The sequence below is a fragment of the Pseudomonas sp. genome, assembly GCF_028293835.1.
Lineage (GTDB): Bacteria > Pseudomonadota > Gammaproteobacteria > Pseudomonadales > Pseudomonadaceae > Aquipseudomonas.
The window spans coordinates 1-24,233 of record NZ_JAQGNX010000050.1; the positions used below are offsets into that span (position 1 = coordinate 1).

At 59.2% G+C, this 24,233-nt stretch carries 22 protein-coding genes; 10 read left to right on the top strand and 12 right to left on the bottom strand.

Going from position 1 to position 24,233, the window contains the following annotated elements; all coding sequences use genetic code 11:
* A partial coding sequence (locus JWR17_RS05855) for a response regulator (protein ID WP_299829220.1) occupies window positions 1–1,252 on the bottom strand: 1,252 nt, incomplete at its 3' end.
* A 343-nt stretch (window positions 1,253–1,595) separates the two neighbouring features.
* On the opposite strand from JWR17_RS05855, the gene JWR17_RS05860 reads away from it, so the two are divergent.
* The 6 genes from JWR17_RS05860 (at window position 1,596) to JWR17_RS05885 (ending at window position 8,555) form a co-directional block, all read left to right on the top strand.
* Complete coding sequence (locus JWR17_RS05860; RefSeq protein WP_299829222.1) at window positions 1,596–2,684, top strand: DUF2333 family protein; 1,089 nt, start codon at window positions 1,596–1,598, stop codon at window positions 2,682–2,684.
* Between the two features lie 3 nt (window positions 2,685–2,687).
* Window positions 2,688–3,233: an NUDIX hydrolase gene (locus JWR17_RS05865; RefSeq protein WP_299829223.1), complete on the top strand. Its 546-nt coding sequence runs from the start codon at window positions 2,688–2,690 to the stop codon at window positions 3,231–3,233.
* Between the two features lie 182 nt (window positions 3,234–3,415).
* Entirely contained in the window at window positions 3,416–3,787 is a 372-nt protein-coding gene (locus JWR17_RS05870) for a translation initiation factor Sui1 (protein ID WP_299829224.1), read from the top strand.
* A 171-nt stretch (window positions 3,788–3,958) separates the two neighbouring features.
* Window positions 3,959–5,872, top strand: coding sequence for an arginine decarboxylase (gene speA / locus JWR17_RS05875; protein WP_299829226.1), 1,914 nt, complete (start codon window positions 3,959–3,961; stop codon window positions 5,870–5,872).
* A gap of 194 nt (window positions 5,873–6,066) precedes the next feature.
* Window positions 6,067–7,746 (top strand): contractile injection system protein, VgrG/Pvc8 family, encoded by a 1,680-nt coding sequence (locus JWR17_RS05880; RefSeq protein ID WP_299829228.1) that lies wholly within the window; start codon window positions 6,067–6,069, stop codon window positions 7,744–7,746.
* Complete coding sequence (locus tag JWR17_RS05885; RefSeq protein WP_299829229.1) at window positions 7,743–8,555, top strand: DUF4123 domain-containing protein; 813 nt, start codon at window positions 7,743–7,745, stop codon at window positions 8,553–8,555. Before JWR17_RS05880 ends, JWR17_RS05885 begins: the two co-directional genes overlap by 4 nt.
* Window positions 8,556–8,619: 64 nt before the next feature.
* On the opposite strand, the gene JWR17_RS05890 is transcribed toward JWR17_RS05885, so the two are convergent.
* The 8 genes from JWR17_RS05890 to JWR17_RS05925 all read right to left on the bottom strand — a co-directional run bounded on the left by JWR17_RS05890 (window position 8,620) and on the right by JWR17_RS05925 (window position 15,437).
* Window positions 8,620–9,981 (bottom strand): MATE family efflux transporter, encoded by a 1,362-nt coding sequence (locus JWR17_RS05890; protein WP_299829230.1) that lies wholly within the window; start codon window positions 9,979–9,981, stop codon window positions 8,620–8,622.
* A 260-nt stretch (window positions 9,982–10,241) separates the two neighbouring features.
* On the bottom strand, window positions 10,242–10,535 hold the full coding sequence (locus tag JWR17_RS05895; RefSeq protein WP_299829232.1) for a hypothetical protein: 294 nt from the start codon (window positions 10,533–10,535) through the stop codon (window positions 10,242–10,244).
* Between the two features lie 172 nt (window positions 10,536–10,707).
* Window positions 10,708–11,274 (bottom strand): DUF4136 domain-containing protein, encoded by a 567-nt coding sequence (locus tag JWR17_RS05900; protein ID WP_299829234.1) that lies wholly within the window; start codon window positions 11,272–11,274, stop codon window positions 10,708–10,710.
* 19 nt (window positions 11,275–11,293) lie between these two features.
* Window positions 11,294–11,917, bottom strand: coding sequence for a DUF4136 domain-containing protein (locus JWR17_RS05905; protein WP_299829236.1), 624 nt, complete (start codon window positions 11,915–11,917; stop codon window positions 11,294–11,296).
* Between the two features lie 37 nt (window positions 11,918–11,954).
* Window positions 11,955–12,704: a methyltransferase domain-containing protein gene (locus JWR17_RS05910; protein ID WP_299829238.1), complete on the bottom strand. Its 750-nt coding sequence runs from the start codon at window positions 12,702–12,704 to the stop codon at window positions 11,955–11,957.
* Entirely contained in the window at window positions 12,701–13,006 is a 306-nt protein-coding gene (locus JWR17_RS05915) for a nucleotide pyrophosphohydrolase (RefSeq protein WP_299829240.1), read from the bottom strand. Before JWR17_RS05915 ends, JWR17_RS05910 begins: the two co-directional genes overlap by 4 nt.
* 172 nt (window positions 13,007–13,178) lie before the next feature.
* On the bottom strand, window positions 13,179–14,036 hold the full coding sequence (locus JWR17_RS05920) for a MaoC/PaaZ C-terminal domain-containing protein (protein ID WP_299829241.1): 858 nt from the start codon (window positions 14,034–14,036) through the stop codon (window positions 13,179–13,181).
* 42 nt (window positions 14,037–14,078) lie between these two features.
* The gene (locus JWR17_RS05925; RefSeq protein ID WP_299829243.1) at window positions 14,079–15,437 is read right to left on the bottom strand and encodes a 3-oxoacyl-ACP reductase; all 1,359 of its coding nucleotides are present in this window, start codon (window positions 15,435–15,437) and stop codon (window positions 14,079–14,081) included.
* Between the two features lie 128 nt (window positions 15,438–15,565).
* On the opposite strand from JWR17_RS05925, the gene JWR17_RS05930 reads away from it, so the two are divergent.
* On the top strand, window positions 15,566–16,843 hold the full coding sequence (locus JWR17_RS05930) for an acetyl-CoA C-acetyltransferase (protein WP_299829245.1): 1,278 nt from the start codon (window positions 15,566–15,568) through the stop codon (window positions 16,841–16,843).
* 27 nt (window positions 16,844–16,870) lie between these two features.
* Here JWR17_RS05930 and JWR17_RS05935 read toward each other — a convergent pair whose 3' ends face one another.
* A complete protein-coding gene (locus JWR17_RS05935; RefSeq protein ID WP_299829247.1) occupies window positions 16,871–17,917 on the bottom strand; it encodes a bile acid:sodium symporter family protein in 1,047 nt (348 codons plus the stop codon).
* A 109-nt stretch (window positions 17,918–18,026) separates the two neighbouring features.
* Between JWR17_RS05935 and JWR17_RS05940 the strand changes: the two genes are divergently transcribed.
* From JWR17_RS05940 to JWR17_RS05955, 3 genes are all read left to right on the top strand, one after another.
* Entirely contained in the window at window positions 18,027–18,818 is a 792-nt protein-coding gene (locus JWR17_RS05940) for a helix-turn-helix transcriptional regulator (protein ID WP_299829249.1), read from the top strand.
* 185 nt (window positions 18,819–19,003) lie between these two features.
* A complete protein-coding gene (locus JWR17_RS05945; RefSeq protein WP_299829252.1) occupies window positions 19,004–19,897 on the top strand; it encodes a PA4780 family RIO1-like protein kinase in 894 nt (297 codons plus the stop codon).
* 162 nt (window positions 19,898–20,059) lie between these two features.
* Window positions 20,060–21,277 carry an MFS transporter gene (locus JWR17_RS05955; RefSeq protein WP_299829254.1) on the top strand — a complete coding sequence of 406 codons (1,218 nt, stop codon included), beginning with the start codon at window positions 20,060–20,062 and terminating at the stop codon, window positions 21,275–21,277.
* On the opposite strand, the gene cueR is transcribed toward JWR17_RS05955, so the two are convergent.
* Window positions 21,231–21,644, bottom strand: coding sequence for a Cu(I)-responsive transcriptional regulator (gene cueR / locus JWR17_RS05960; protein ID WP_299829257.1), 414 nt, complete (start codon window positions 21,642–21,644; stop codon window positions 21,231–21,233). The two genes, JWR17_RS05955 and cueR, sit on opposite strands and share 47 nt — an antisense overlap.
* Window positions 21,641–24,034, bottom strand: coding sequence for a heavy metal translocating P-type ATPase (locus JWR17_RS05965; RefSeq protein ID WP_299829260.1), 2,394 nt, complete (start codon window positions 24,032–24,034; stop codon window positions 21,641–21,643). The genes cueR and JWR17_RS05965 overlap by 4 nt, the downstream gene beginning before the upstream one ends.
* Window positions 24,035–24,233 lie beyond the last annotated feature (199 nt).

Sequence of the window (24,233 nt, forward strand, 5' to 3'; positions counted from 1 at the left end):
AATGGTCGATGTCCAGCATCGCAAAGCTCAACGGCTTGCCTTCACGACGGGCGCGAAAGCTGCAATCTTCAAGCAGTTGCAAGATATGTGTGTGGTTATACAAACCCGTCAGGCTGTCGCGGACCATACGTGACTTAAGGTTGCGTGCCCGGGCAGCGCGATTGCGCACGGTGGTGATCAGATGGCGGGGCTTGATCGGCTTGGTCAAGAAGTCATCACCGCCCTCGCTCATTGCATCCAACTGTTTATCCAGATCGTCTTCGGCTGACAGATAGATGATCGGTACGCTGACATAACGGTCGTTATGGCGGATCACTTTGGCCAACTCGGGCCCCGTGCAGCCGGGCATGTACATGTCGAGAATGATCAAGTCCGGCTGGAATTCCGCCAGCTCGGCCATCGCCTGGATCGGGTCGAGCAACGTCCGAGTGACGATACCGGCACTATTAAGTAGTCGCTCGGTGTGTGTCGCCTGCGCGCGGGAATCATCAATGATCAGCACTTTGTAGGGTTCGTACTGGGCGACACAGGTGAGGATTTCGATTTTTTCCAACAGGCTTGAGGCTTCAAGCGTCCCCGTTAGAAACTCTTGGCCCCCTGCACGAACTGCTGCCAGTCGAGTCGGGGTGTCGGTTTCCAAGTGACTGAAAAATAGCAGCGGCAGCTTGAGTTCCAGGCCCTCTTGAACCTGCGCCGCCAATCTCAGGCCTTGGCCGGCACCGCCAAAGTCCACGTCCATGACAATGGCCGCTGGATGCCGCTCGGCCATGGTGGCGTGAAACGAGGCTATATTTTCTATCGCTAAGGCGCTCAGGCCGAAGAACTCCAGTTGCTTGGCCAGCCGATCACTGCGCTCATGGTCTTGCAGCATCACGTAGATCGGTTTGCGCAACGGCGGCAGGGACGTTTGTTCCAGCCGGTCGCCGTGGCGCAGGCCCGTGCGCGAAAGGCGCTGCATCAAGCGATTGAGTTCAGTGATCAGGCTGCTGCTCAGGCGTCCGCGATTGGCTTCAACCGCCGCCAGCGCCAAACTGATACTGCGAGCCAGTTGCATGTGTTCGAGTTGCTCAAAGCGCTCAGCGAAACGCAGCAAACGCAGATTCGATTCCGCGAGCTCAACCAAATCGGCCGGCGACCATTCGCTTTGTTGCAAGCGTTGCCAAACCTCAAGAATTTGACGTGCCTGATGGGTAACCCGCTGGGCGAAATGATGCTTGAGACGATCACGACTCGGATCTTCTGGCTCGGTCATATCATGGCTACTGATGATGGTGTGCGCTGAGGTCGACTGGTGGCGGTATGCTAGCACCTCTTGGTGTCTTTCAGCGTGTCGTGGGTCAATTAACTGTTGCTAATTGGTGAAAATGACGTCGAAAACGTTGTGATTGTCATGTAAACGAGGTTTTAAATTGTTAATAAGCCATCCGGCTCGGTTTTAAGACAGTTCTGAATTTTCTGTTACGCAGCGTCGAGGATGAGGCGGGGTCGTCAATGAGGGTCGACCACCAAGCTTACAGTCTCCCTCCCACACCCAAGGCACCAGGCTGAAAGGTTGCGGTCGAACCATTGAATTTCGTGATTGAAGGGATATTGCCATGCTGGACTGGAAAAAGCGTGCGGGCAGCGCAGGGGATCGTGTCGACGAGCCAGCGGTAGGGACTCGTTCCCGTGGCTATTGGGGGGGCGTGTTTTTTAGCCGTGCGTTAGGCATCGTGCTTGCCGTTTATCTGGTGGTGACGGTGTTGATCGGTTGGTACTGGAGCAGCGAACCGAAGTTGTTTCCGGTGCAGCAGAACGCCCAGGCGGCGGCTCAGCGTGAAGGTAAGCCGATGGTGATCGGCTACACCACCGTCGAGACCCTTAAAGCCGTGGCGACGACGTTGCTCGACAAGCCCGGTGGTTATCTTTCCAACGATCGTCTTCCACCAGGGCTGTGGTTGGACAATATTCCGAGCTGGGAATACGGCGTGTTGATTCAAGTGCGGGACATGAGCCGGGCCCTGCGTAAGGATTTCGCCCGTTCGCAGTCACAATCAGCTGAAGATGGCGATCTGGCCAAAGCCGAGCCGCTGTTCAATTTCGATAACAAAAGCTGGATTTTACCGTCGACTGAGTCGCAGTACCGGGACGGTATCGCCGCGCTGAGCCGCTATGAAGCGCGACTCTCGGATCCGAATCAGAAGGGCGCGCTGTTTTACACCCGCGCTGACAACTTGAACAATTGGCTGGGCGATGTGGGCACCCGTCTGGGTTCGCTGTCCCAGCGACTGTCTGCCAGTGTGGGTCGGGTCAAGCTCAACAGCACCCTGAAAACCGAAGCGCAGTCCACCGTGACCGTCAAGCCGGGTGAAGTGCCGCAGGTTGATGAAGAAATCGTTGAAACCCCATGGCTGCAAATTGACAACGTGTTCTATGAAGCACGGGGTCAGGCCTGGGCGTTGTCGCTGTTGTTGCGCGCTGTTGAAGTCGACTTCGCCGATGTGTTGGCGAAGAAAAACGCCACCGTCAGTGTCCGTCAGATCATCCGTGAGCTAGAGGCCTCCCAAGAGCCGCTGTGGAGTCCAATGATTCTCAATGGCAGCCCGTTCGGTATGTTGGCAAACCACTCGCTGGTGATGGCCAACTATTTGTCCCGGGCCAATGCTGCGGTGATTGACCTACGCCAACTGCTGTCCCAGGGGTAATGTATGCCGGTCTCCTCTAAAGAGGCCGCGCACCGCGCCGCCTCTGATGCCGAACAAATCGCCTGGGTCGATGAGTGCGATGTGCAACTGGGCTCTATGGAGCGGATCCAGTTGCGTGAGCAAGGGCTGATCGGGCGCGGCACCTTTATATTGTTGTTCAACTCAGCGGGTGAGCTGTGTGTGCATCGGCGGACGCTCAGCAAAGCGATTTATCCCGGTTATTGGGACGTGGCGGCGGGCGGTATGGTCCTCGCCGACGAAACGTACGCTGAATCCGCCGCTCGTGAGCTGGAAGAAGAGCTGGGCGTGAGCGGCGTTCCACTGAGTGCCCACGAACACTTTTTCTTTGATCAGCCGGGCAATCGCCTTTGGTGCGCAGTGTTCAGCGCCGTCTGGGATGGGCTGCTAACCCTGCAACCCGAAGAAGTCCTGGAAGCACGCTTTATTTCTGTGGCCGAAGTCCTGCAGGAAACCCTGCACAAGCCCTACCGCCCCGACTCTCTGGCGGCGCTGAAACGCTATTTGGAAAAGTCCGCCTCTGAAGGGTAAAGATGATGATCGGCGTATATTTACGCTTAGCATCTGCGGTTTTTGCCGTTACACTGCGCGACCTTTTCAAGCCGGACCGTTAATGGTCCGGTAGCGCTGCCCCTGCCTGAGTGGGGCTTCGCGGTCGGTCAACCGCTACGCCGGGGCCGACCCATCTTTGTCCTCAAACAAGAGGATTGCCGGTGGCCAAAAAAGCCGCATCCTTCGCCGCCCTTGGCGGTCTGGTATTTTCCACCGACGCAGGACGGCATTGTCCCAACTGTCGTCAGCCCGTGGATGCCTGTGTCTGCAAACAAACGGCTGTTCCCGACGGGGATGGCATCGCCCGTGTGCGTCGCGAAAGCAAAGGTCGTGGCGGTAAAACGGTGACGACTATCACCGGCGTGCTGTTGGCCGAAGACCCCCTCAAGGACTTGGCCAAAACCCTCAAGCAGCGTTGCGGAACCGGTGGTGCGATCAAGGAAGGCGTGATCGAGATACAGGGTGATCACGTTGAACTGCTGCTGGCGGAGCTGGTGAAGCTGGGGTTCAAGGCGAAGAAGTCCGGCGGCTAGCCCCCGGTTCTAAACTCTGTGCCGTGATGGAGGTCTGTTATCCATCGACGTCAGCATCAACGTAGGCTCAGCGCTGACAGGCTCTACAGCGCCAAATCGTCATTTCTACTCTTTACACTGCGCCAGCCCTATCGCGGCTGATGCCATTTGACTTCTTTATAGGGGACTTCGATGTCCGTACGACGCACACGCAAAGACGATGGCAGCCAATGGACAGTTGCGGACAGCCGCAGTGTTTATGGGATTCGTCATTGGGGGGCCGGCTATTTCGCAATCAACGAGGCCGGCCGCGTTGAAGTTCGCCCGAAGGGTCCGGACAGCTCTCCGATTGATTTATACGAGCAGGTCGATGTGCTGCGTAAAAGCGGTTTGTCCTTGCCGTTGCTGGTGCGCTTTCCCGACATCCTGCAAGACCGCGTTCGCCAGTTGACCGGTGCGTTTGACTCCAACATCGAACGTCTGGGCTATCAGAGCAAATACACCGCGCTGTACCCGATCAAGGTTAACCAGCAAGAAGCCGTGGTTGAAAACATCATCGCCACACGGGATGTGTCTATCGGCCTGGAAGCCGGTTCCAAGCCGGAGCTGATGGCCGTGCTGGCCCTGGCTCCAAAAGGCGGGACGATTGTTTGCAACGGTTACAAAGACCGCGAGTTCATTCGTCTGGCATTGATGGGGCAAAAGCTGGGTCACAACGTCTTCATCGTGATCGAAAAAGAATCCGAAGTCGCACTGGTGATTGAAGAAGCCGCCGAGCTCAAAGTCGCGCCCCAAGTGGGGTTGCGCGTGCGTTTGTCTTCGCTGGCGTCGAGCAAATGGGCTGACACCGGTGGCGAGAAATCCAAGTTCGGGTTGTCTGCGGCGCAATTGTTATCGGTGGTCGAGCGTTTCCGCGCGGCGGGTCTGGACCAAGGCATTCGTTTGCTGCACTTCCACATGGGTTCGCAGATTGCCAACCTGGCCGACTACCAGCACGGCTTCAAGGAAGCGATTCGTTATTACGGCGAACTGCGCAACCTTGGCTTACCGGTCGACCACATCGACGTCGGTGGCGGTTTGGGGGTGGACTACGACGGTACTCACTCACGCAACGCCAGTTCGATCAACTACGACATGGACGATTACGCCGGTGTTGTGGTCGGGATGCTCAAAGAATTCTGCGACCAGCAGGAACTGCCGCACCCGAACATTTTTTCCGAAAGCGGCCGTTCACTGACGGCGCACCACGCCATACTGGTGGTACAGGTCACTGACGTCGAAAGCCATAACGACGAAGTGCCGAAGATCGCTGACAAGGAAAACCTGCCGGAAACCGTGCAATGGCTGGTGGACCTGCTGGGGCCAACCGATATCGAGATGGTCACCGAGACGTACTGGCGCGCCACGCACTACATGAGCGACATCGCGGCTCAATACGCTGATGGCAAAATCACCCTGGCGCAAAAAGCCCTGGCTGAGCAGTGTTATTTCGCGGTATGCCGTCGCCTGCATAATTCATTGAAAGCCCGCCAGCGTTCCCACCGCCAAGTGCTGGACGAACTCAACGATAAGCTCGCTGACAAGTACATCTGTAACTTTTCGGTGTTTCAGAGCTTGCCGGACACGTGGGCGATCGGTCAGGTATTGCCGATCCTGCCGCTGCACCGTCTCGATGAAGAGCCCATGCGTCGTGCGGTTTTGCAGGACCTGACGTGCGACTCTGACGGCAAGATCAAGCAGTACGTTGACGAGCAGAGCATCGAAACCAGTTTGCCCGTGCATGCGCTTAACGAAGGCGAAGACTATCTGCTTGGGATTTTTCTGGTGGGCGCTTATCAGGAAATTCTCGGCGATATGCACAACCTGTTTGGCGACACCGACTCGGTGAACATCTACCAGAACGATGATGGCAGCGTTTACCACGCCGGGATTGAAACCCACGACACCATCGAGGACATGTTGCGTTACGTGCACTTGTCGCCGGAGGAATTGATGAATCATTACCGTGACAAGGTCGCCAGCGCCAATATCACCCCCCGCGAACGCACCCAGTACCTGGACGCGCTGCGTCTTGGCCTGACCCGCTCGTCGTATTTGTCGTCTTGATTCAGGGCCGCAGTTCAAACGCGTCACTGAAGCTACAGAACGCATATGAACTCAACCCGGTGTCAGATTCACCTGCAATCTGTAGGGGTCGTCCTGTTTTGTTGTAGGCCGATTCCTGTTTTGCATTTTGGCACTCTACTCCGGAGGTTCTCTCGGCGAGAATCCCCGGCCGTTCCCTAGTAGAGACACAGCCGATGTTCGATCCAGTCAGTGAACCCTTTTTCCGTCTGGATATTCCGAACCTGACTCACCCCATCAGCGTGCTGTCGTTTACCGGTACGGAGGCGATCAGCACGCCCTTTGCCTTTGAGCTGGAGGTTGTCAGCGAATCCTCCGATTTGGATCTGCAAGGCCTGATGTACCGATCGGCATGGTTGAGCTTCGCCGGGACGAAAGTCGGTTTCAACGGGCAGATTCATGGGGCGAGCCTCAGTCCCCGGCGTTCGAGCGTCGGGCATTACCGTCTGAGCCTCGGCCCACGGCTGGGCTGCCTTGCCCAGCGCTACAACGCGCGCATTTTTCAGCGGCTGTCGGCGCCGCAAATCATTGAGCGCGTGCTTAAAGAGCACGGGATCCATGCCGATGATCGCCGTTTTGAGCTCAACGGCATTTATCTTGAGCGCCAATACTGTGCGCAATACCATGAATCGGATCTGGCGCTTGTTCAGCGGCTGTGTGATGAGGAGGGTATTCACTATCATTTTCAGCATTCGAAGCGGCGTCATGTGCTGGTATTTAGCGACAGCCAAGGTGGATTTCGTCGAGGTCCAAGCTGTTTTTTCGATACTGGAGCGGAGCGCATAAACTCCGGCGCGGCCAAGCCCGGCAGACCTCGGGTGGATCAATTCACGGTGAATGTCGCCGACGGTAACCAAGTGGGTAGTCGCGCGCTGGAGCGGGCTGAAGGTGAAAGCACTTCGCCTTATTTACGCGCCGGGTTGTTGCTGCCGTTGAATGGGCACCCACACGCCAAATGGAATCACCTGTGGCTGCTGACCGAAGTGCAGCACCAAGGCCATCAAGTGTCGATGCTTGACCAACTTTTTGCAGCTGACGCAAGCGCCTTGCCCTACCGCAATCATTTTCGGGCAACGCCCTGGGAAATCGGTTTTCGGCCCGGCCCGCCTACCCAAAGACCAAGGATGCACGGTGTGCATCGCGCACGAGTGCTGGGGCCGGTTATCGATCAAGAGTATTGCGATTCGTCAGGAAGAATCCGTGTGCAATTCGATTGGGGGCGGCAGGGTGACGGGGCGCACTACGGCTGCTGCTGGGTGCCCGTGTCGACGGCATTAGCGCGCGAAGATCAAACCGGCACCCTGCCGCGAGTCGGAATGGATGTGGTGGTGAGTTTCATTCAGGGCGACCCTGACCAGCCATTGGTGACCGCGTGTATCGCATCCGACACTGAGGCGCAGGCTTTCAGTGCCGGGAACGCTGAGCCCAAAGCTGAAACAGCTACACCGACGGCACTTGGTTTACGCCTGGACCCCGGCGCATTTGTTGACGCAGATCGGCGAATAGAAATGTCCTCCGGTGTCTCGTTGACGTTCGATGAACACACCGAGTTGTCGTTTCGCGTCGGTGACAGCTCAATACAGTTGAATAGCGACTGCCTGACCCTGCGCAGCGCACAGATCACGTTCGACACCGAGCTTGTACCCATTCCCTGTGACGATGGCGACGCTGCTAGCGCCGAGCCGCAGAGTGACCCATTGCACCCAGACGGCGAACAATTGCTGGCGCTGTTGCGCGGAGCCCATCCTCTGATTCTGCTGTGTGCGCAGCCCTCGGGAGGTAGCTTTGCTCATTGCCAATTGCAGCCATGCGATTGCCGGGCACAGATTGGGTTCGATGGACGGGAAGCGCTATGAACCACCACCACCACTGGCGTTACGCGCCAGCACCGCAAAATGCCTGGTTATTACTCGATACGCTGAGCACTCCGGGGCTGGCGGAACAGTTCAAACGGCGCTTCGACGACAGTTACGTCGGCGACGAATTGTTCGCGCACACTCAACTGCATCCGCTTCGCGACCAGGGACCGCTGCTGATACGCATGGCGCCTGGCAGCCCATTAAGCCAGGCATTTCCCCAAGAGTCAGAAGATTGGCCCGGCTTGATCATCGTCTGCGCCGCGCCGAAACAGCAATTACTTGCCCACCTCCGGCGCATGCTGACGGTCAGGTTCAGCGAGCATCTTATAAGCGTGTTGACGTATTACAACGTCCAAACCGCCAGCTATTTTTTCGACGGGATGGACGCCCTGGAGCTCAGCCTCTGGATGGGCCCAATGGAGTCGCTAACCTGGTACGGAGGGCCTTGGGGCGATAAAGTCGACGACAGTCAGGGACGGCAGTTTGTGATTAATCCCAAGCTCAACGTGCCCGTGCTAACCGTCGAGCCCACGCTTAGCCTGCGGCAGCAAAACAAGTTGCAACAGTGCCTGTTGGAACGTCACGCCTACCAGTGGAACGACGCTGCTGGCAACCATTACCGTGAAACACTTCGCCACGTTCATGAAGGCCTGGGTCTTGGGTTTAACATCAGCGCGGTGCTTGATGAATGGCTGGCGTTGAGGGCCATGCACCCCTCCAACTCCGTTCCGTCGGTGCTGTACGGCGACACTCAACGTGCACGCCTTGAAACCCTGGCTCACTATTGGCAGGGCCGGCGGTCGTAGCACTACTGGCTTCGCCCAATCACTGCGGGTGTTCAGACCTTGATCGGTCCCTTGCGTTGGCTCGCTACGTTTTCCCGCGGCCTGCGACGCCAGCAAACCAGCCATCGTTGCGGTTCAGGCGCCACGCGACCACGCTCAGGGTCATGCCACGCAATAGCATGAACAAGATGAAGGTCAGCCATAGGCCATGATTGCCGAAGTCTTCGGCGAACCAGGCAAAGGGCGCTATCAATGCCACGCTCAGCAGCATGGCGTTGCGCATCTCCCGCGCTCGCGTGGCGCCGATGAACAGGCCATCCAGCAGGTAACTTCCAACCGCAACCATCGGCAACGCCGCCAAATAAGGCAGGTATTCGAAGGCTATTTCTCTGACGTCGGAGATGTTGGTCTGCATCGCCACGAACAGGTGTCCGGCGAACAAAAACAGCAGCGCGAAAGCACTGCTCGCCAACAGCGACCAGCCTGCCGCAACGGTCAATGAGCGGCGCAGTGCCCCACGGTCCTGTGCGCCAATAGCATGGCCACACAGCGCCTCAACAGCATGTGCCAGCCCGTCCAATGCGTGAGCCGTGAGTAACAGTCCGTTGAGCAGCAAGGCATTGGCGGCCACCGTGGCATCACCCAAGCGTGCGCCTTGTACCGTTATCAGGAAAAACACCGACTGCAACGCCAGGCTGCGAATGAAGATGTCGCGGTTGACGGCCAACAGCGGACGCCAGCTGTGCCAGCGCTTGAGTGCGGCCCACGCCACGTGGCCGGGGAAAGCGCGCAGGCCTTTGTGAGTCAATGCCAGGCCCAGCAGAGCGCCGATCCATTCGGCCAGCACCGAGGCCCGCGCTGAACCGACCACGCCCCAATCCAGGCCCATGACGAACCAAAGGTTGAGTGCGATATTCACCAGGTTGGTGGTCAATAAAATGGCCAGGGGCGCACGGGCGTTCTGCGTGCCGAGGAACCAGCCGACCAGCGCGTAACTCGCCAGTGCGGCGGGCAAGCCGAACAGCCGGGTATGGAAGAATTCCAAGGTCAGCTGTTTGAGGTCGGCCGAGGGCTGCATCATGTCCAGCGCCATGTGGCTGAAGGGCAGGGCTACCACTCCCAGGAACATTGCGAGGACCATCGCCAGCAGCAGACCTTGCAACAGAATCTGCCGCAGTGCCGCACCATCGCTACGCCCGGCCGCCTGGGCAGCGAACCCGGTGGTGCCCATGCGCAAAAAGCCCATGGCCCACGCCAGAAAGGTATAAAGCGTCGCACCGACCGCCACGGCACCGAGCTGATGCGCATGGGGCAAGTGGCCGATGACGGCGCTGTCTACCAACGCCACCAACGGCACCGAAATGTTCGAAAGAATCATCGGTGCGGCCAACGCCCACACCCGTCGATGGGTCGTGCGGTCGCGCCAATCGGTCAATAACGTAGACATGCGGGCTCCTCAGAAGGCCCGCAGTGTAACCCTACACAAGCCCGGCGCCATGGTCTGGATTCGGTGGGACCGAACCTTTCCATGAAGCAGGCGGCGGAGTATGTCTGTCCCGAGGTGTCAGCTTTGCTCTCACCGGGATTGATGTAGCGGCCCCATTGCGCCGCCTTGCGGAATCCCTGCGGGACCGAGTTCATTCGGAAAGCGGGCGCTGCGGTCTGTCTGATGGACCGCGTCGTGGCATTCGCCGCTCTTGCAGAGAGCTAGTGGATTATCCAGCTCAACAACCACAGGCCAAGGATCATCCAAATGATGCCGGAGATGATCGAGGCGCGCATGAAGGCGCGGATGGCTGAGTAAAGCAGCATCAGGCCGACGATCAGCGCGATGATGCTGATTAACGAGGTGTTCATACCCAATGTGCGAGACAAGCCTTCGACGAAATTGCCCCCCGCATGGCCCAGCAATTTAAAAAACCAATCCAATCCATCAACGACAAAACGAATGATGGCGCCCAGCGTCTGGCCGAGCCATTCGAAAAAACTTTCTACCTGCATGTGTGAGTCCTGATGAAAGAAGTCTGTTCCCTTGGGCTAGCCATCGGCCCAACGAGTTCCATGGATCATAGAGGCTCTTTGCCTTGTGTTTGCGAAAACTTGCATGCGGGACGTTTGGCGGTCTGTTGTTGATGGTCGCTTTGGTGTCGTAGGCGGATCGATGCATCAACGATCAATGCGGCGGATATTGCTCCAGCACTTTGGCGACGGTCTGGTGAATGGCGGCGTCGCGGGCGGCGGGGGTGATTTGGCTGGTGTTGATTACTTGTTCGGTACTGCCACGCCACACCAGCTTGCCATCCTTGCCGTCGAGCAAGTCGATCTGCAAAGTGGAGACTTTGTAATCGACATTGCGCGTTTCACTCATGCCACCCCAGCCTCCCCAGCCGCGACCCCAGCCTCCGCCCCAAGGCCCGCCGCCATAGTTGGTGCTGATCATTTGCTGGCGGTCTTCAATGATCAAATAGACCTGTACTTTCACGTCAGCGCGGCTGCCCGGCGCGGCCATGCGTAGACCGCGTTGGTCGAGCTGGTCGCTTACCGACTGACGAATCCGTTGCTCGGTCAGGTCGCTTTTTATCCGTGGATCGTCCGGTTGGTATTGCAGGCCGGGTTCCTGCCAGCTCCAGCTGCGATACGCACCAAAGTCCCGCGTGGCATCGAAATCACGGTTGACCCGATTGGTTTCACAGGCGCTCAGCAACAGGGCAAATGACAGAATGGCAAGGCCGCGCAACATGATGTGTCTCCATTCGCTATCAGGACGGTGGATACTTCGTCAGCGCCTGACTCACCGCCTGACGCAACGCTTTGGCGCGGCCCGATTCATCGCCACCGCCGGCCGCCTCGGCGCTGGCACTCCAGATGGGCTGATGGCTCTGGTTGTCGAACAGGCTGATACGGACCACCAGCACCTGCACCTGATAAGTACGAACGACGGGCACCGTGGCATACCCGCCATAGCCGCCACTGTGATAACCGCCATACCGGCCATAGCCAACGCCTACGCCACCCCCATAGACGTCATCACGGACTTGTTGCAGACGAGTTTCCAGATGCGCGTCGGCAATGACGCCCAGATCAGCGGGCTGGTTATTCATTGCCGGACGCAGGCCGCGTTGATCGAGCCCGTCGCTGACGGCATCGGCCACCTGCTCCGGACTGGCGAAAGGTGAGCCTCCGGGAAGCCGCCCGTTGACCCAGGTCCAATTGCGGTATCGACCGTAATCAATCGTCGGCGCCGGGTAAGCGCTCATGTCTGGACCATTGGCCGCTTGCTCAGGTGCCGGAGGCAAGGGATTGGAGCTGGCGACGTAGGGGTTGCTGCTCTGACAGGCACTGACGCCCAAGCATAAAACAAGTGTAGCGAACCGGCGTTTCATGATGCTCTCCGCAATAAGCCGCTTGTCGTTAAACAACTCACAGTGGCCGGCACAACCAGTGCAGGTAACGCCCCAGGCCGGCGAAGCTCGGATGGCGACGATGAGCCAGTTCCATTTCCAACAGCGCCGCTAGCTCAACCTTGGCCTGAAATTCGATTGGCATGTAATCGTGGAAAACCCTTACGCCACTTTGAGCTTCGACTCGCCACATTCCTTCAAGTTGCGTCGACAGTTCTCGTGGATCAAGGGGTTGTTGTGGCGTAAGACTTTGCTTTTCACCGGCCATATCGTTCTTCCGCATTTTGCGAAAGTGGCCCTTTAGCAGATTGCGGTAGATCAACGCATCGCGGTTATAAAATGCCAGCGATAACCAGCCATCGACCTTAGTCAGTTGATGCAGCACCGGCAAGATCGCGTGGGGCTCGGCCAACCATTCCAGGACCGCATGACACAACACCAGGTCGTACGGTTCGGTGAGTTGCCCTAGCAGTTCTTGCCACGGTGCTTGAATGAAGGTCGCTGTTTGACCCGCCTCGGCAAAGCGCTGACGAGCGCCGTCGAGCATTGGCAGCGCCGGTTCGGCCAGGGTTACCTCATGGCCGCGCTCGGCGAGCCACAGCGACATATGGCCCAGTCCGGCACCGATGTCCAATACGCGTAACGGCCTGTCAGGCAGCACTTCAAGCAGGTCGGCTTGCAACACCGCCAGACGGATCGCGCCTTTGGCCCCGCCATAAATTTTTTCAGCGAAACGCGTCGCCAGTTGATCGAAATGACGGTCGCTCATTTGCTGAAGCGCCGTTCGTTGTCGGCCAGCTTGTTGCGCACCACCTGTTCCATGTCCAGTCCCAGCTCACTGCACATCATCAGCAGGTACATCACGATGTCGCCCACTTCTTGGCCGGCATGTTCCAGCTTGTCGGCGGGCAGTTGCCGTGACTGGTCTTCGCTGAGCCATTGGAAGATTTCTACCAGTTCGGCCATTTCAACACTGGCCGCCATCGCCAGGTTTTTCGGGCTGTGGAATTGCCGCCAGTCGTTCTGGTCACGGATCCGGTGCAGGCGCTGGGTAAGTTCGTCGAGGTTCATCGGGCTCTCCTGAAGGCGTATAGCTTCAAGGGGAACGGGGCTGGAAGCAAGAGGAGAACGGTCAAACACAACGCGCTCTGTAAGAGCCAACTTGTTGGCGAGCCGTTCAGCCCGGTGTCTCTGAACACCGCCTCGCCAACACGTTGGTTCCTACCGTGGGTCTGTGGCGTAACTAACTCAGCGGCTGCCAACTGCCCATCATGTGCACCAGATCTGCGTTTGCCGCAGTCAATCGAAATTGCCCGCTGGAGCCTGCCAGGCTGGCTGACAACACCACCTCGCTCGGCAATCGAACAGGCTTTTGAAACTCTACGCTGATGTCGACATTTGATGCGGGAAGATGATCATCCAGAGCGGCCAGGGTTCGGGATTCGAGCCAAAGCCCATGAGCGATGGCGGTGGGGAAACCGAACATTTTTGCACTGGTTGCGCTGAGGTGGATCGGGTTGTAGTCACCTGAGACTTTCGCGTATTGCCGGCCGATGTCCACGGGTGCCAGCCAGCGCGCGACTTCCACGAGGGGCAACGGCGCGGGCTCGAAATCACCCGCGGGTTCACCAGGCAATTGCACGCCGCGACAGAGCATGGTGCTGTCTTCCTCCCACAGCGGCCCAAGGGCGTCTTCGATTTGGGTAACCAGGCTGAACGTTGCGCCTTTGGTGTGGGGTTGCAGGTTCGCCACGTGAACACTCACACGCACTTGCCCCACCCCGCCCAGCGGCCGATGAATACTGATGCTGTTGCGCAAGTGGATCAGGCCGAGCAGCGGAAACGGAAAGTCTTTAGCCGTCATCAATTGCATCTGCAAGGCAAAGGCCAGCACATGGGGGTAAGTGGGGGGCATCAGACTGGTGTTCGAAAACCCACAGACCTTACGATAGGTTTCGACCTGCTGGCGGTTGACCGACACCCAGCAGCGCAGGCCCTCGTCAGGCAGTACCGAGCCGGTGACTTTACGCCGAAGCGCGGCCTGCACAAACAACCCGGGCAACGTGGGTGGTGCGTTGAGGTAATTCCAGTGAGAGGCCATGGTCATCTCCATCTTTATTTTCACGACGCGAGCGTCGCCACATCAGGCGCCGACGACGCTCTGGCCACAAACCCGCAGAACTTGCCCATTCACTGCGCCGGTCCCCGCCTGGCTGAGCCAGGCGACGGCTTCGGCGACGTCTTGCGGTAAGCCACCCTGACCCAGAGAACTCATACGGCGGCCTGCTTCACGCAGCGCGAAGGGCATGTCCGCCGTCATCTTGGTCTCGATGAACCCTGGCGCCACGGCATTGATGCTGATGCCACGTTGTTGCAGCAGAGGTGCCCAAGCCCTGGCCATGCCAATTAATCCAGCCTTGCTCGCGGCGTAGTTGGTCTGTCCGCGGTTACCGGCTATGCCGTTAATGGAGGCCAACAAAATCACCCGTCCGTTGTCACGTAACGTGCCACTGTCGAGCAGTGCCTTGGTCAATACCAGCGGGGCGTTAAGGTTGACCGCCAATACCGAGTCCCATAGCTCGGCGGTCATATTGGCCAAACTTTTATCGCGGGTAATACCGGCGTTGTGCACCACGATATCGACGCCATTGGGCAGGGCTTCGGTCAACTCCAGCGCGGCGCTTTCCGAGCAAATATCCAGCACCAGGCTTTGTCCACCCAGACGCGCGGCCAATGCTTCGAGATCCGCTTTCGCTTGCGGTACATCGAGCAACACCACTTCTGCGCCATCCCGCGCCAGGGTTTCAGCGATTGACGCACCGATGCCTCGCGCTGCGCCGGTAACCAACGCTCGTCGCCCGGACAACGGTCTGCTCCAGTCCTGAACCCGCGCCGTGCATGGGCTCAGGCGTATGACCTGACCAGAGATATAAGCACTTTTCGGTGACAGGAAAAATCGTAGGGCACCTTCCAGTTGATCTTCCGCGCCTTCGTCGATGTGCAGCAGCTGCGCCGTGCCGCCTTCGCGCATTTCTTTGGCGAGGGAGCGACTGAAACCTTCGACGGCTTGCTGGGTACTGGCGGCAACCGGGTCTTCGACCAGGGTTTCGGGCGCTCGGCCAAGGATCACTACATGTGCGCTGTGATCGAAACTTTTCAGGATCGGCTGAAAGAACTCGCGCAATTGCTTGAGTTGATCGGTGTGGGTCAGGGTGCTGGCGTCAAACAGCACGGCTTTAAGCTTTGGACCCTGCTCGGCAACCCAGGCGGTGGCGCCGGGTTGATCACTGCCGAAGCTGTAAAGGGAATCCGTCAGCCGCTGCGCAAAAATCCGCACATGATCGGCCAAGGGGCCCGCGCTGATCAGCAGGGTGCCCTCAATCGGGCGCAAACGCCCGGCTTGCCAGCGCTCCAGTCGGGCCGGCGTGGGCAGGCCAACCGCGCCAATCAGGCGACGGCCGATGTCTGAGTTGGCAAAGTCGATATAACGGTCGGACGACATGGAACACTCTCCTGGAGTCGGGGTTCAAAGCAATTGACCGCCTGATCCCTGTGGCGTTCGCCGCAATCCGACCTACGCTGTGCCCTGGCTTTGGTAAAACTAAAGCGCTCAACAACAAGGAAGCCTCTATGAATGTGCCACGTCGCGTCGCCATTGTTGGCGGTAATCGCATCCCGTTCGCCCGCGCCAATGGTGCGTACGCCACGGCGAGCAATCAGGACATGCTGACCGCAGCGCTGGAGGGGCTGATTGAGCGGTTTAACCTGCACGGACTGCGCTTGGGTGAAGTCGCGGCCGGCGCGGTGCTCAAGCATTCCCGCGATTTCAACCTGACCCGGGAATGCGTGCTGGGTTCCAGGCTTTCGCCACAGACGCCGGCCTATGATGTGCAACAGGCTTGCGGCACCGGCTTGGAAGCGGCGTTGTTGGTGGCGAACAAAATTGCCCTTGGACAGATTGAGTGTGGTATCGCCGGTGGCGTGGACACCACCTCCGATGCACCGATTGGTGTGAATGAAGACCTGCGGCATATTCTATTGCAGGTAAATCGCAGCAAAACCAGCGCGGAAAAATTCAAGGCGTTGTTACAGCTGCGTCCTCATAACCTTAAGCCTGAGCTGCCGCGTAATGGCGAGCCGCGCACGGGATTGTCCATGGGGCAGCACTGCGAACTGATGGCACAGACCTGGGGTATTTCCCGGGATGCCCAAGATGAGCTGGCGCTGGAAAGCCATATGAAGATGGCAGCAGCGTACGCCGAAGGCTGGCACGACCAGTTGCTCACCCCGTATTTGGGTCTGACCCGCGATCAAAACCTGCGACCCGACCTGACCCTGGCTAAGCTCGCCAGCTTGAAACCGGCATTCGAACGGGGCCCGAAAGGAACCCTGACGGCGGGCAATTCCACGCCGTTGACCGACGGCGCTTCGCTGGTGTTGTTGGCCAGTGAAGAGTGGGCCAGGGAGCGAGGCTTACCGGTATTGGCGTATTGGCGTGACGGCGAGACGGCGGCGGTGGGTTTCGTCAACGGCGCTGAAGGTCTGCTGATGGCGCCGGTGTACGCCGTGCCACGGTTGTTGGCACGTAACAATCTACGGCTGCAGGATTTCGATTATTACGAGATTCATGAAGCGTTTGCCGCGCAGGTGTTGTGCACGCTCAAAGCGTGGGAAGACCCGGATTACTGCAAAACCCGCCTGGGCCTGGAAGGCGCACTGGGATCCATTGACCGCAGCAAGCTCAACGTCAAGGGCAGCTCGTTGGCAGCCGGCCACCCCTTTGCCGCGACGGGGGCCAGGATCGTCGCCAACCTGGCGAAACTGCTGGAAGTCGCAGGGCAGGGGCGAGGATTGATCTCAATCTGCGCGGCGGGCGGTCAAGGCGTCACCGCGATTATTGAGCGGTAGGCGTTCTGCAGCTAACTGTCCAATAGGTTATGCGTTGTTTGAGGGAGACAGCATCGGTTGTGCAGGCGCGCTTTCTTGCGCTTTCAACAACCGATGCCGGGTTGCGTAACTCTCGGCCATGATCGAACAGACGATCAATTGCATCGGGTGGTAGATCATGATCGGCAGCAGAATCAGCCCAAGTCCGGGGTTGTTGCCGAATATCAGTGCCGCCATCGGGGCGCCGGCCGCCAATGATTTTTTGCTCGCACAGAACACGGCTGCCACTTCATCGGCATGGCTGAACCTGAGGGCGCGGGCGGTGCGGGTGGTGAGGAACAGAATAATTGCGAGCAATAGCGCGCTGCCCACGACGGCGCTGAGAATCACCGTGTTGCCTTGGGTTTGCCACATGCCCGAAGCCATTGAGCCGCAAAAAGCCGCGTAGACCAACAGCAGGATCACTGTTTTATCGACAACGTTGGTGTAACGCTTGTGTCGGGCGAAGAACTTGCCGAAAAAAGGGCGTACCAGTTGCCCCAGTACCAGCGGCAATAGCAACATTGCGCATAAGTCGAGCAGGGTTGCGCCGAGATCAATGCCGCCCGCGCCAGAACCGACCACCATGCTCACCAACCATGGGGTCATGAAAATTCCAAAGACACTGGACATGCTGGCATTAAGAATCGCCGCCGGGACATTGCCGTTGGCACTGCCGGTGAGCGCCACGGACGATGAGATAGTCGAGGGCAGGGCGCAGAGGTAGAGGAAACCGAGCATCAGCAGCGCTGGTAGGTGCGAGCCGAACAGCCTGCTGCACGCCAGCCAGATCAATGGAAAGACCACAAAGGTGAAGCCTTGCACCATGATATGCAGCTTCCAATTCTTCAGGCCACGAACAATTTGCTCGCTGGACAGGTTGACGCCGTGCAGGAAGAACACCAAAAACACGCCGATGTTAATCACGTATTCAGAATGCATCCCACCGCCAGCACTGCCAAACGCAGGAAAAAAATAAGCCAGCAGCGTGGCAATCAGCATTCCACATAGGAACCAGTCCGTGACAACGCGTTTGAGGTGCTTGAGTGCGTGCATAAAGTGTTTGGCCTGGCTGTCTGACATTGGCTAAAAGAGTTTTGTAAAAAACTATGTTGGCAGAGTAACGTAAGCGTTCTGTAGCCGTCTTGCGACATAAGGCCAATCGATGCCGACTAATGGACAACGTGGGACCGAACGCCAGATCCCCTTTCTGGATGCGTTGCCGCGTCCGTTGTATGCCCGCGCCGAAAGTCTGGGTGCAGGTTCCTGGACGCCGCCGCATCGTCACGACTGGGTGCAGTTTGCGTATGCCATCAGCGGTGTACTGGGCGTGCATACCGCGCAAGGCAGTTTTTTCGCGCCGCCGCAATGGGGCGTCTGGATTCCCGCCGGGCTTGAACACGATGTCGTCACCTCAACACGGGCCGAGATGCGCAGCCTGTACGTGCGGCGTGAGGACAGCGCGTGGGCGCCGGAGCGTTGCCGGGTGCTGGAGGTGACTTCCCTGGCCCGTGAACTGATCAAATCGTTTTGTCTGCTGCCGTCTGACTACCCCCAAGGTGGTAGCCGCGAGGAGCGTTTGGTCAAGGTACTGCTGGATCAATTGGCCGAGCTGCCGGAGGTTGAATTCTCTTTACCACTGCCGCGCCATCCGCGCTTGCTCAAGTTGTGCAACGAATTAATCGCCAACCCCAGCCAAGTCATCACTTTGCAGGACTGGGCCGGGCGCCTGGGCACCTCGGAAAAAACCCTGATGCGTTTGTTTCAGCGTGAGACCGGTTTGAGTTTTCGCGGATGGCGCCAGCGGGTGCGCTTGCTGTCATCGCTAAGTGTTCTGGAGGACGGCGGGAGCGTCACAAACACGGCGTTAGCCTGTGGTTATGATTCGACATCAGCGTTCATTGCGGCGTTTAAAACCCTGTTTGGTTCAACTCCGGGCGAACTGTTCAAAAACTGAGACTTGCGCATCCCTGCCCGTTGATGGTTGGCTATGCGCTGCTCGGCATAAAAGCTGCCAAATAATTGAAGCCTTACACCTATCTGTGAGGGTCAAAGGTCGGCAGGTACTACTCGCAGTGCGAGGATTGCCGTATAACGAGCAACAATCGCGTATTGGCCACGAAGGACCCACAAAAAAAGCTGATGAAGACTCCAAAACGCATTGAACCCCTGATCGAGGACGGTCTGGTCGACGAGGTGCTGCGCCCACTCATGAGTGGTAAAGAAGCAGCTGTTTATGTGGTGCGCTGCGGCAACGAGTTACGTTGCGCGAAGGTCTACAAGGAGGCGAATAAACGCAGTTTCCGCCAGGCGGCCGAGTATCAGGAAGGCCGCAAGGTGCGCAACAGCCGGCAGGCCCGGGCCATGGCCAAGGGCTCGAAGTTTGGCAAGAAAGAAACCGAAGATGCCTGGCAGAACGCCGAAGTGGCGGCCCTGTTTCGTTTGGCCGGTGCCGGTGTGCGGGTGCCCAAGCCTTACGACTTCCTCGAAGGCGTGCTGCTGATGGAGCTGGTGGCCGACGAGTACGGCGACGCTGCGCCGCGTCTGAACGATGTGGTGCTGGAGCCGGACCAGGCGCGCGAGTATCACGCGTTCCTGATTTCGCAGATCGTGCTGATGTTGTGTACCGGTCTGGTGCACGGTGACCTGTCCGAGTTCAACGTGCTGTTGACCCCGACCGGCCCGGTCATCATCGACCTGCCACAAGCGGTCGACGCGGCGGGCAACAACCACGCGTTCAACATGCTGGAACGTGACGTGGGCAACATGGCGTCCTACCTCGGGCGGTTTGCCCCGGAGTTGAAAAAAACCAAGTACGCCAAGGAAATGTGGGCCCTGTACGAAGCCGGCACCTTGCACCCGGCCAGTGTCTTGACCGGTGAGTTCGATGAGCCGGAAGAGTTGGCCGACGTGGGCGGGATCATGCGCGAAATCGAGGCGGCCCGCCTGGATGAAGAGCGCAAGCAAGCGGTGCGCGCCGCAGACGATGCGCCACCGGGCAAAACCGAAGAACCGCCTCCACCGTGGATGCAGTGATCGGTTAGCAAAAACCCGGCTCCGGCCGGGTTTTTCTTGCCTCCACAACCCCGGTAGACGCTGGCTTGCCAGCGATGAACCTGAGGGCGTTGCGGGGTGTCAGGGTTGCGGCGTTATCGTTGTCGACCATCGCGAGCAAGCTCGCTCCTACAAGGATTGTATGTGAACACTTCGGCCCGGAATGCCCAACTGATCATCGCGGCCCGTCTGATTTCGGATTTCGGCGCGTTTCTTAACATGGTTGCTTTGGCCACCTACGTTTACCTGCTCAGCAACAGTGCAATGAGTGTCGGGGTCTTCCTTGCCAGCCGCGTGGGCGGAGGGATGGTTGCCAGTCTGGTCGGCACCAGGTTTTATCGCCGCTGGGCCGGGCGCGTGCCGTTGATTGCCTTCGACTTGCTGCGCGCCGGGTTGCTGGGCTTGCTGCTGGTGCTGCCGGTAAGCCAACAAGCATTGTTGTTGCCGGTGATCGCTTTCGGCCTGGGCTTTGGCAACTCAATGTTCGCCATCGGCCTCAACAGTCAGTTACCGCATTTGATCGAGGGCGAGCAGTTGCTCAAGACCAATGCCTGGATCACCTCCGCCTCATCCGCAGCAATGGTCGGCGGCAGTCTGGTGGCCGGGCTGTTGGTGGCGGCGTTTGGCTTTGAAACGGTGTTCGCGTTGAACGTGTTCACCTATCTGCTGGCGGCCTTGTTTATCGTGCCGCTGCGCTTTGCACAGCCGGAACCCAGCGCTGAACCCGCTCATGATCGAGGCGAATGGTCGGCCCTGCGCCAAGGCCTGCGCAGCACGCCGGTCGTCGCGGCGATGCTCGCCGTCACCATGGCCGACACCCTGGGCAGCGCTGCGCACAACGTAGGTTTTCCGATCATTTCCAAACTGCTGACGCCCGAATCGGCCAGCACCACCCTGGGCCTGATGCTCGCGGTCTGGGCCAGCGGAAAACTCACCGGAGCGCGCATTGCCAGTCGCCTCAAAGGCTCGGACAACGTCAACCTGGAGCGGCGGTTTTTCTTCGGCGTGATGCTGATGTCCTGCGGTTTCATCCTGATGTTCCAGCAACACACCCTCTATGGATTGCTGCTGTTTTCACTGCCGGCGGGTTTGGGTGACGGCTTCTCGGAAGTCGGCCTGATGTCCCGACTGCAACGGGAACCGGAAAGTCTGCGCCTGCCGATTTTCAGCTTCCTGACCCTGCTGCAAATGACCGGGTTTGGCATCGGCATGCTGATCGCCGCGCCGTTCTACGCGTGGTGGACGCCCGGCGCCGTGGTGCTGCTGTTCCACGGCATTCCCCTCACCACGCTGTTGGTGGTGAAAGTGCTCGCGGTCAGGGGCGAGCGGGTGCGACGCAGCAGCCCGACTCAAGGTTTTTGAGGATCGGGCAATCCGGGCGGTGATCGCCGTGGCAATGCTCGACCAGGTCCTGCAACGTGTCGCGCAACTCGCCAAGTTCGCGAATCTTCTGGTTCAGCTCGTCGATGTGCTGGCGCGCCAGCGCTTTCACATCGGCGCTGGCCCGCTGGCGGTCCTGCCAGAGGGTCAGCAGTTTGCCGACCTCCTCCAGTGAAAACCCCAGGTCCCGCGAACGTTTGATAAACGCCAGGGTGTGCAAGTCGTCATCGCCGTACAGCCGATAGCCGCTGTCGGTGCGGTGGGCGGCCTTGAGCAGTCCGATGGACTCGTAATAACGGATCATCTTCGCGCTCAGGCCACTGACGCGGGCCGCTTGACCGATGTTCATCGGTTGTCCTCCAGGTCCTTGGGTTTCCAGGTTTTCAACAGTAGCGCATTGCTCACCACGCTGACGCTCGACAGCGCCATCGCCGCACCGGCCAGCACCGGGTTGAGGAAGCCGAACACGGCCAATGGAATGCCGATCAGGTTATAGACGAAGGCCCAGAACAGGTTCTGACGAATCTTCGCGTAGGTCTTGCGGCTGATCTCCAGTGCGGCCGGCACCAGCCGTGGATCACCGCGCATCAGCGTGATCCCGGCAGCGTGCATCGCCACGTCAGTGCCGCCGCCCATGGCGATGCCAATGTCCGCCGCAGCCAGGGCCGGGGCGTCGTTGATGCCGTCGCCGACCATCGCCACGACGCCGGTTTTTTTCAGTTCGGCGACGGTGGCGGCCTTGTCGGCCGGCAGCACTTCGGCGTGCACATCCTTGATGCCGAGCGCTTCGGCGACCACTTTGGCGCTGCCACGATTGTCGCCGGTCAGCAGGTGGCTGCTGATGTGACGAGCGTTGAGCTGTTGCACCGCTTGCAGCGCACCGGGTTTGAGCGTGTCACCGAAGGCGAACAAGCCCAGCACCTTGGGCTCGGGGCTCTGCTCGATCAGCCAGGACAAAGTCCGGCCTTCGGTTTCCCATGCGGTAGCTGCGTCGGCCAAAGAACCGGCGTTCAAGCCACTCTCTTCCAGCAAACGCCGATTACCCAGCGCCAGTCGCCGATTATCAAGCGTGCCCGCGATGCCACGACCGGTCAGCGATTGACTGTCGCTGACATCCGCGACAAACAGATCGCGTTCGGCACAGGCATCCAGAACCGCCTTGGCCAAAGGGTGTTCGCTGCCACGCTGCAGGGCGCCGGCCAATTGCAACAGGATCGCTTCATCACCGTTGACTGCACTCAGGTGTGCGATGCGCGGCGCACCCGACGTCAGCGTGCCGGTCTTGTCGAACACCACGGCGCTGACTTCATGGGCACGCTCCAGTGCCTCCGCATCCTTGATCAGAATCCCGTAGCGCGCCGCCACGCCAGTGCCGGCCATGATCGCCGTGGGCGTGGCCAGGCCCAGGGCGCAAGGGCAGGCGATCACCAGGACGGCAACGGCATTGATCAGCGCCGTTTCGATCGGTGCCCCGTACAGCCACCAGCCGATCAGGGTGGCAAATGCGATCAACAGCACGGTCGGCACAAACACGTGGCTGACTTTATCCACCAGTTTCTGGATCGGCGCTTTCGCCGCCTGGGCGTCTTCGACCAGCCGGATGATTCGCGCGAGAACGGTTTCCGCCCCCAGCGCTTGAGTGCGGACCAGCAACCGACCTTCACCGTTGATCGCGCCGCCGGTGACTTTGTCGCCGGGTTGTTTCGGCACCGGCAGGCTTTCACCGCTGATCAGCGCTTCGTCGGCGTGGCTCTGGCCCTCGACCACTTCACCGTCCACCGGGAAACGCTCGCCGGGTTTGACCAGCACCAGATCATGGAGGCGCAAAGCGCTGATGGCGACGTCCAGCTCCCGGCCGTCAATCACTTGAATCGCGCGCTCCGGGCGCAGGGCTTCGAGGGCGCGGATGGCGCTGGCGGTCTGGCGCTTGGCGCGGCTTTCGAGGTATTTGCCCAGCAGCACCAGTGCGATCACCACCGCCGAGGCTTCGAAATACAGGTGCGGCATGCGCCCCGCGGCAGTGCCCCATTCGTAAAGGCTCAAGCCATAACCGGCGCTGGTACCGAGGGCCACCAGCAGGTCCATGTTGCCGGCGCCGGCGCGCACGGCTTTCCACGCGGCCACATAAAAGCGTGCGCCGAAGATGAATTGCACGGGTGTGGCCAAGGCGAATTGCGCCCACGCCGGAAGCATCCAGTGCACGCCGAACGGTTGCAGCACCATCGGCAGCACCAGCGGCAAAGCGAGGGCGATCGCCATGATCAAGGCCCAGCGCTCGCGGTGCAGCCGCTGTTGCTGATTATCGGTCGGCTTTTGATTGAGTTCGTGGACGCTGGCGTTGTAGCCCGCCTTGGTCACGGCGCTGATCAGGAGTTGCACATCGACCTGGCCCAGCAGTTCGAGGTGGGCGCGTTCGTTGGCCAGGTTGACGCTGACGCTTTTGACCCCCTGCACCTTGGCCAGTGCGCGTTCGACGCGACCGACGCAGGACGCGCAGGTCATGCCGTCGATGCTTAGCTCCAGGCTCTGCTGCGGCACGCTGTAACCGGCCTGTTGCACCGCGTCCATCAACGCCGGCAGGCTGTCGAGGGGCGCCTTCACGCGAGCCTGTTCGGTGGCGAGGTTGACGGTGACGGCGGTGGCGCCGTTGACTTTGCTCAAGGCACGCTCGACACGCCCGGCGCAACTGGCGCAGGTCATGCCGGCAATCGGCAGATCAAACGTGGTGGATTCGGACATCAGTCGCGCTCCCTGTAGTAGATAACCACAGGATCAACCTTGCCATGTTGGCAAGGTCAAGCGCCAATTTTCACGGTGGGAGAATCGCATTGCATTCTTCGCGAGCAAGCCCGCTCCCACATTGGAATGCATCCCCCTGTGGGAGCGAGCTTGCTCGCGAAGGCGTCAGTCCCGGCACTTCAAATGACCGGGTTTAATT

Bases quoted from the DNA above. Each gene is read 5' to 3' on its own strand.
- JWR17_RS05860 (WP_299829222.1), top strand. From the start codon at position 1,596: ATGCTGGACTGGAAAAAGCGTGCGGGCAGCGCAGGGGATCGTGTCGAC.
- JWR17_RS05865 (WP_299829223.1), top strand. From the start codon at position 2,688: ATGCCGGTCTCCTCTAAAGAGGCCGCGCACCGCGCCGCCTCTGATGCC.
- speA (WP_299829226.1), top strand. From the start codon at position 3,959: ATGTCCGTACGACGCACACGCAAAGACGATGGCAGCCAATGGACAGTT.
- JWR17_RS05880 (WP_299829228.1), top strand. From the start codon at position 6,067: ATGTTCGATCCAGTCAGTGAACCCTTTTTCCGTCTGGATATTCCGAAC.
- JWR17_RS05885 (WP_299829229.1), top strand. From the start codon at position 7,743: ATGAACCACCACCACCACTGGCGTTACGCGCCAGCACCGCAAAATGCC.
- JWR17_RS05890 (WP_299829230.1), bottom strand. From the start codon at position 9,981: ATGTCTACGTTATTGACCGATTGGCGCGACCGCACGACCCATCGACGG.
- JWR17_RS05895 (WP_299829232.1), bottom strand. From the start codon at position 10,535: ATGCAGGTAGAAAGTTTTTTCGAATGGCTCGGCCAGACGCTGGGCGCC.
- JWR17_RS05900 (WP_299829234.1), bottom strand. From the start codon at position 11,274: ATGTTGCGCGGCCTTGCCATTCTGTCATTTGCCCTGTTGCTGAGCGCC.
- JWR17_RS05905 (WP_299829236.1), bottom strand. From the start codon at position 11,917: ATGAAACGCCGGTTCGCTACACTTGTTTTATGCTTGGGCGTCAGTGCC.
- JWR17_RS05910 (WP_299829238.1), bottom strand. From the start codon at position 12,704: ATGAGCGACCGTCATTTCGATCAACTGGCGACGCGTTTCGCTGAAAAA.
- JWR17_RS05915 (WP_299829240.1), bottom strand. From the start codon at position 13,006: ATGAACCTCGACGAACTTACCCAGCGCCTGCACCGGATCCGTGACCAG.
- JWR17_RS05920 (WP_299829241.1), bottom strand. From the start codon at position 14,036: ATGGCCTCTCACTGGAATTACCTCAACGCACCACCCACGTTGCCCGGG.
- JWR17_RS05925 (WP_299829243.1), bottom strand. From the start codon at position 15,437: ATGTCGTCCGACCGTTATATCGACTTTGCCAACTCAGACATCGGCCGT.
- JWR17_RS05930 (WP_299829245.1), top strand. From the start codon at position 15,566: ATGAATGTGCCACGTCGCGTCGCCATTGTTGGCGGTAATCGCATCCCG.
- JWR17_RS05935 (WP_299829247.1), bottom strand. From the start codon at position 17,917: ATGCACGCACTCAAGCACCTCAAACGCGTTGTCACGGACTGGTTCCTA.
- JWR17_RS05940 (WP_299829249.1), top strand. From the start codon at position 18,027: ATGCCGACTAATGGACAACGTGGGACCGAACGCCAGATCCCCTTTCTG.
- JWR17_RS05945 (WP_299829252.1), top strand. From the start codon at position 19,004: ATGAAGACTCCAAAACGCATTGAACCCCTGATCGAGGACGGTCTGGTC.
- cueR (WP_299829257.1), bottom strand. From the start codon at position 21,644: ATGAACATCGGTCAAGCGGCCCGCGTCAGTGGCCTGAGCGCGAAGATG.
- JWR17_RS05965 (WP_299829260.1), bottom strand. From the start codon at position 24,034: ATGTCCGAATCCACCACGTTTGATCTGCCGATTGCCGGCATGACCTGC.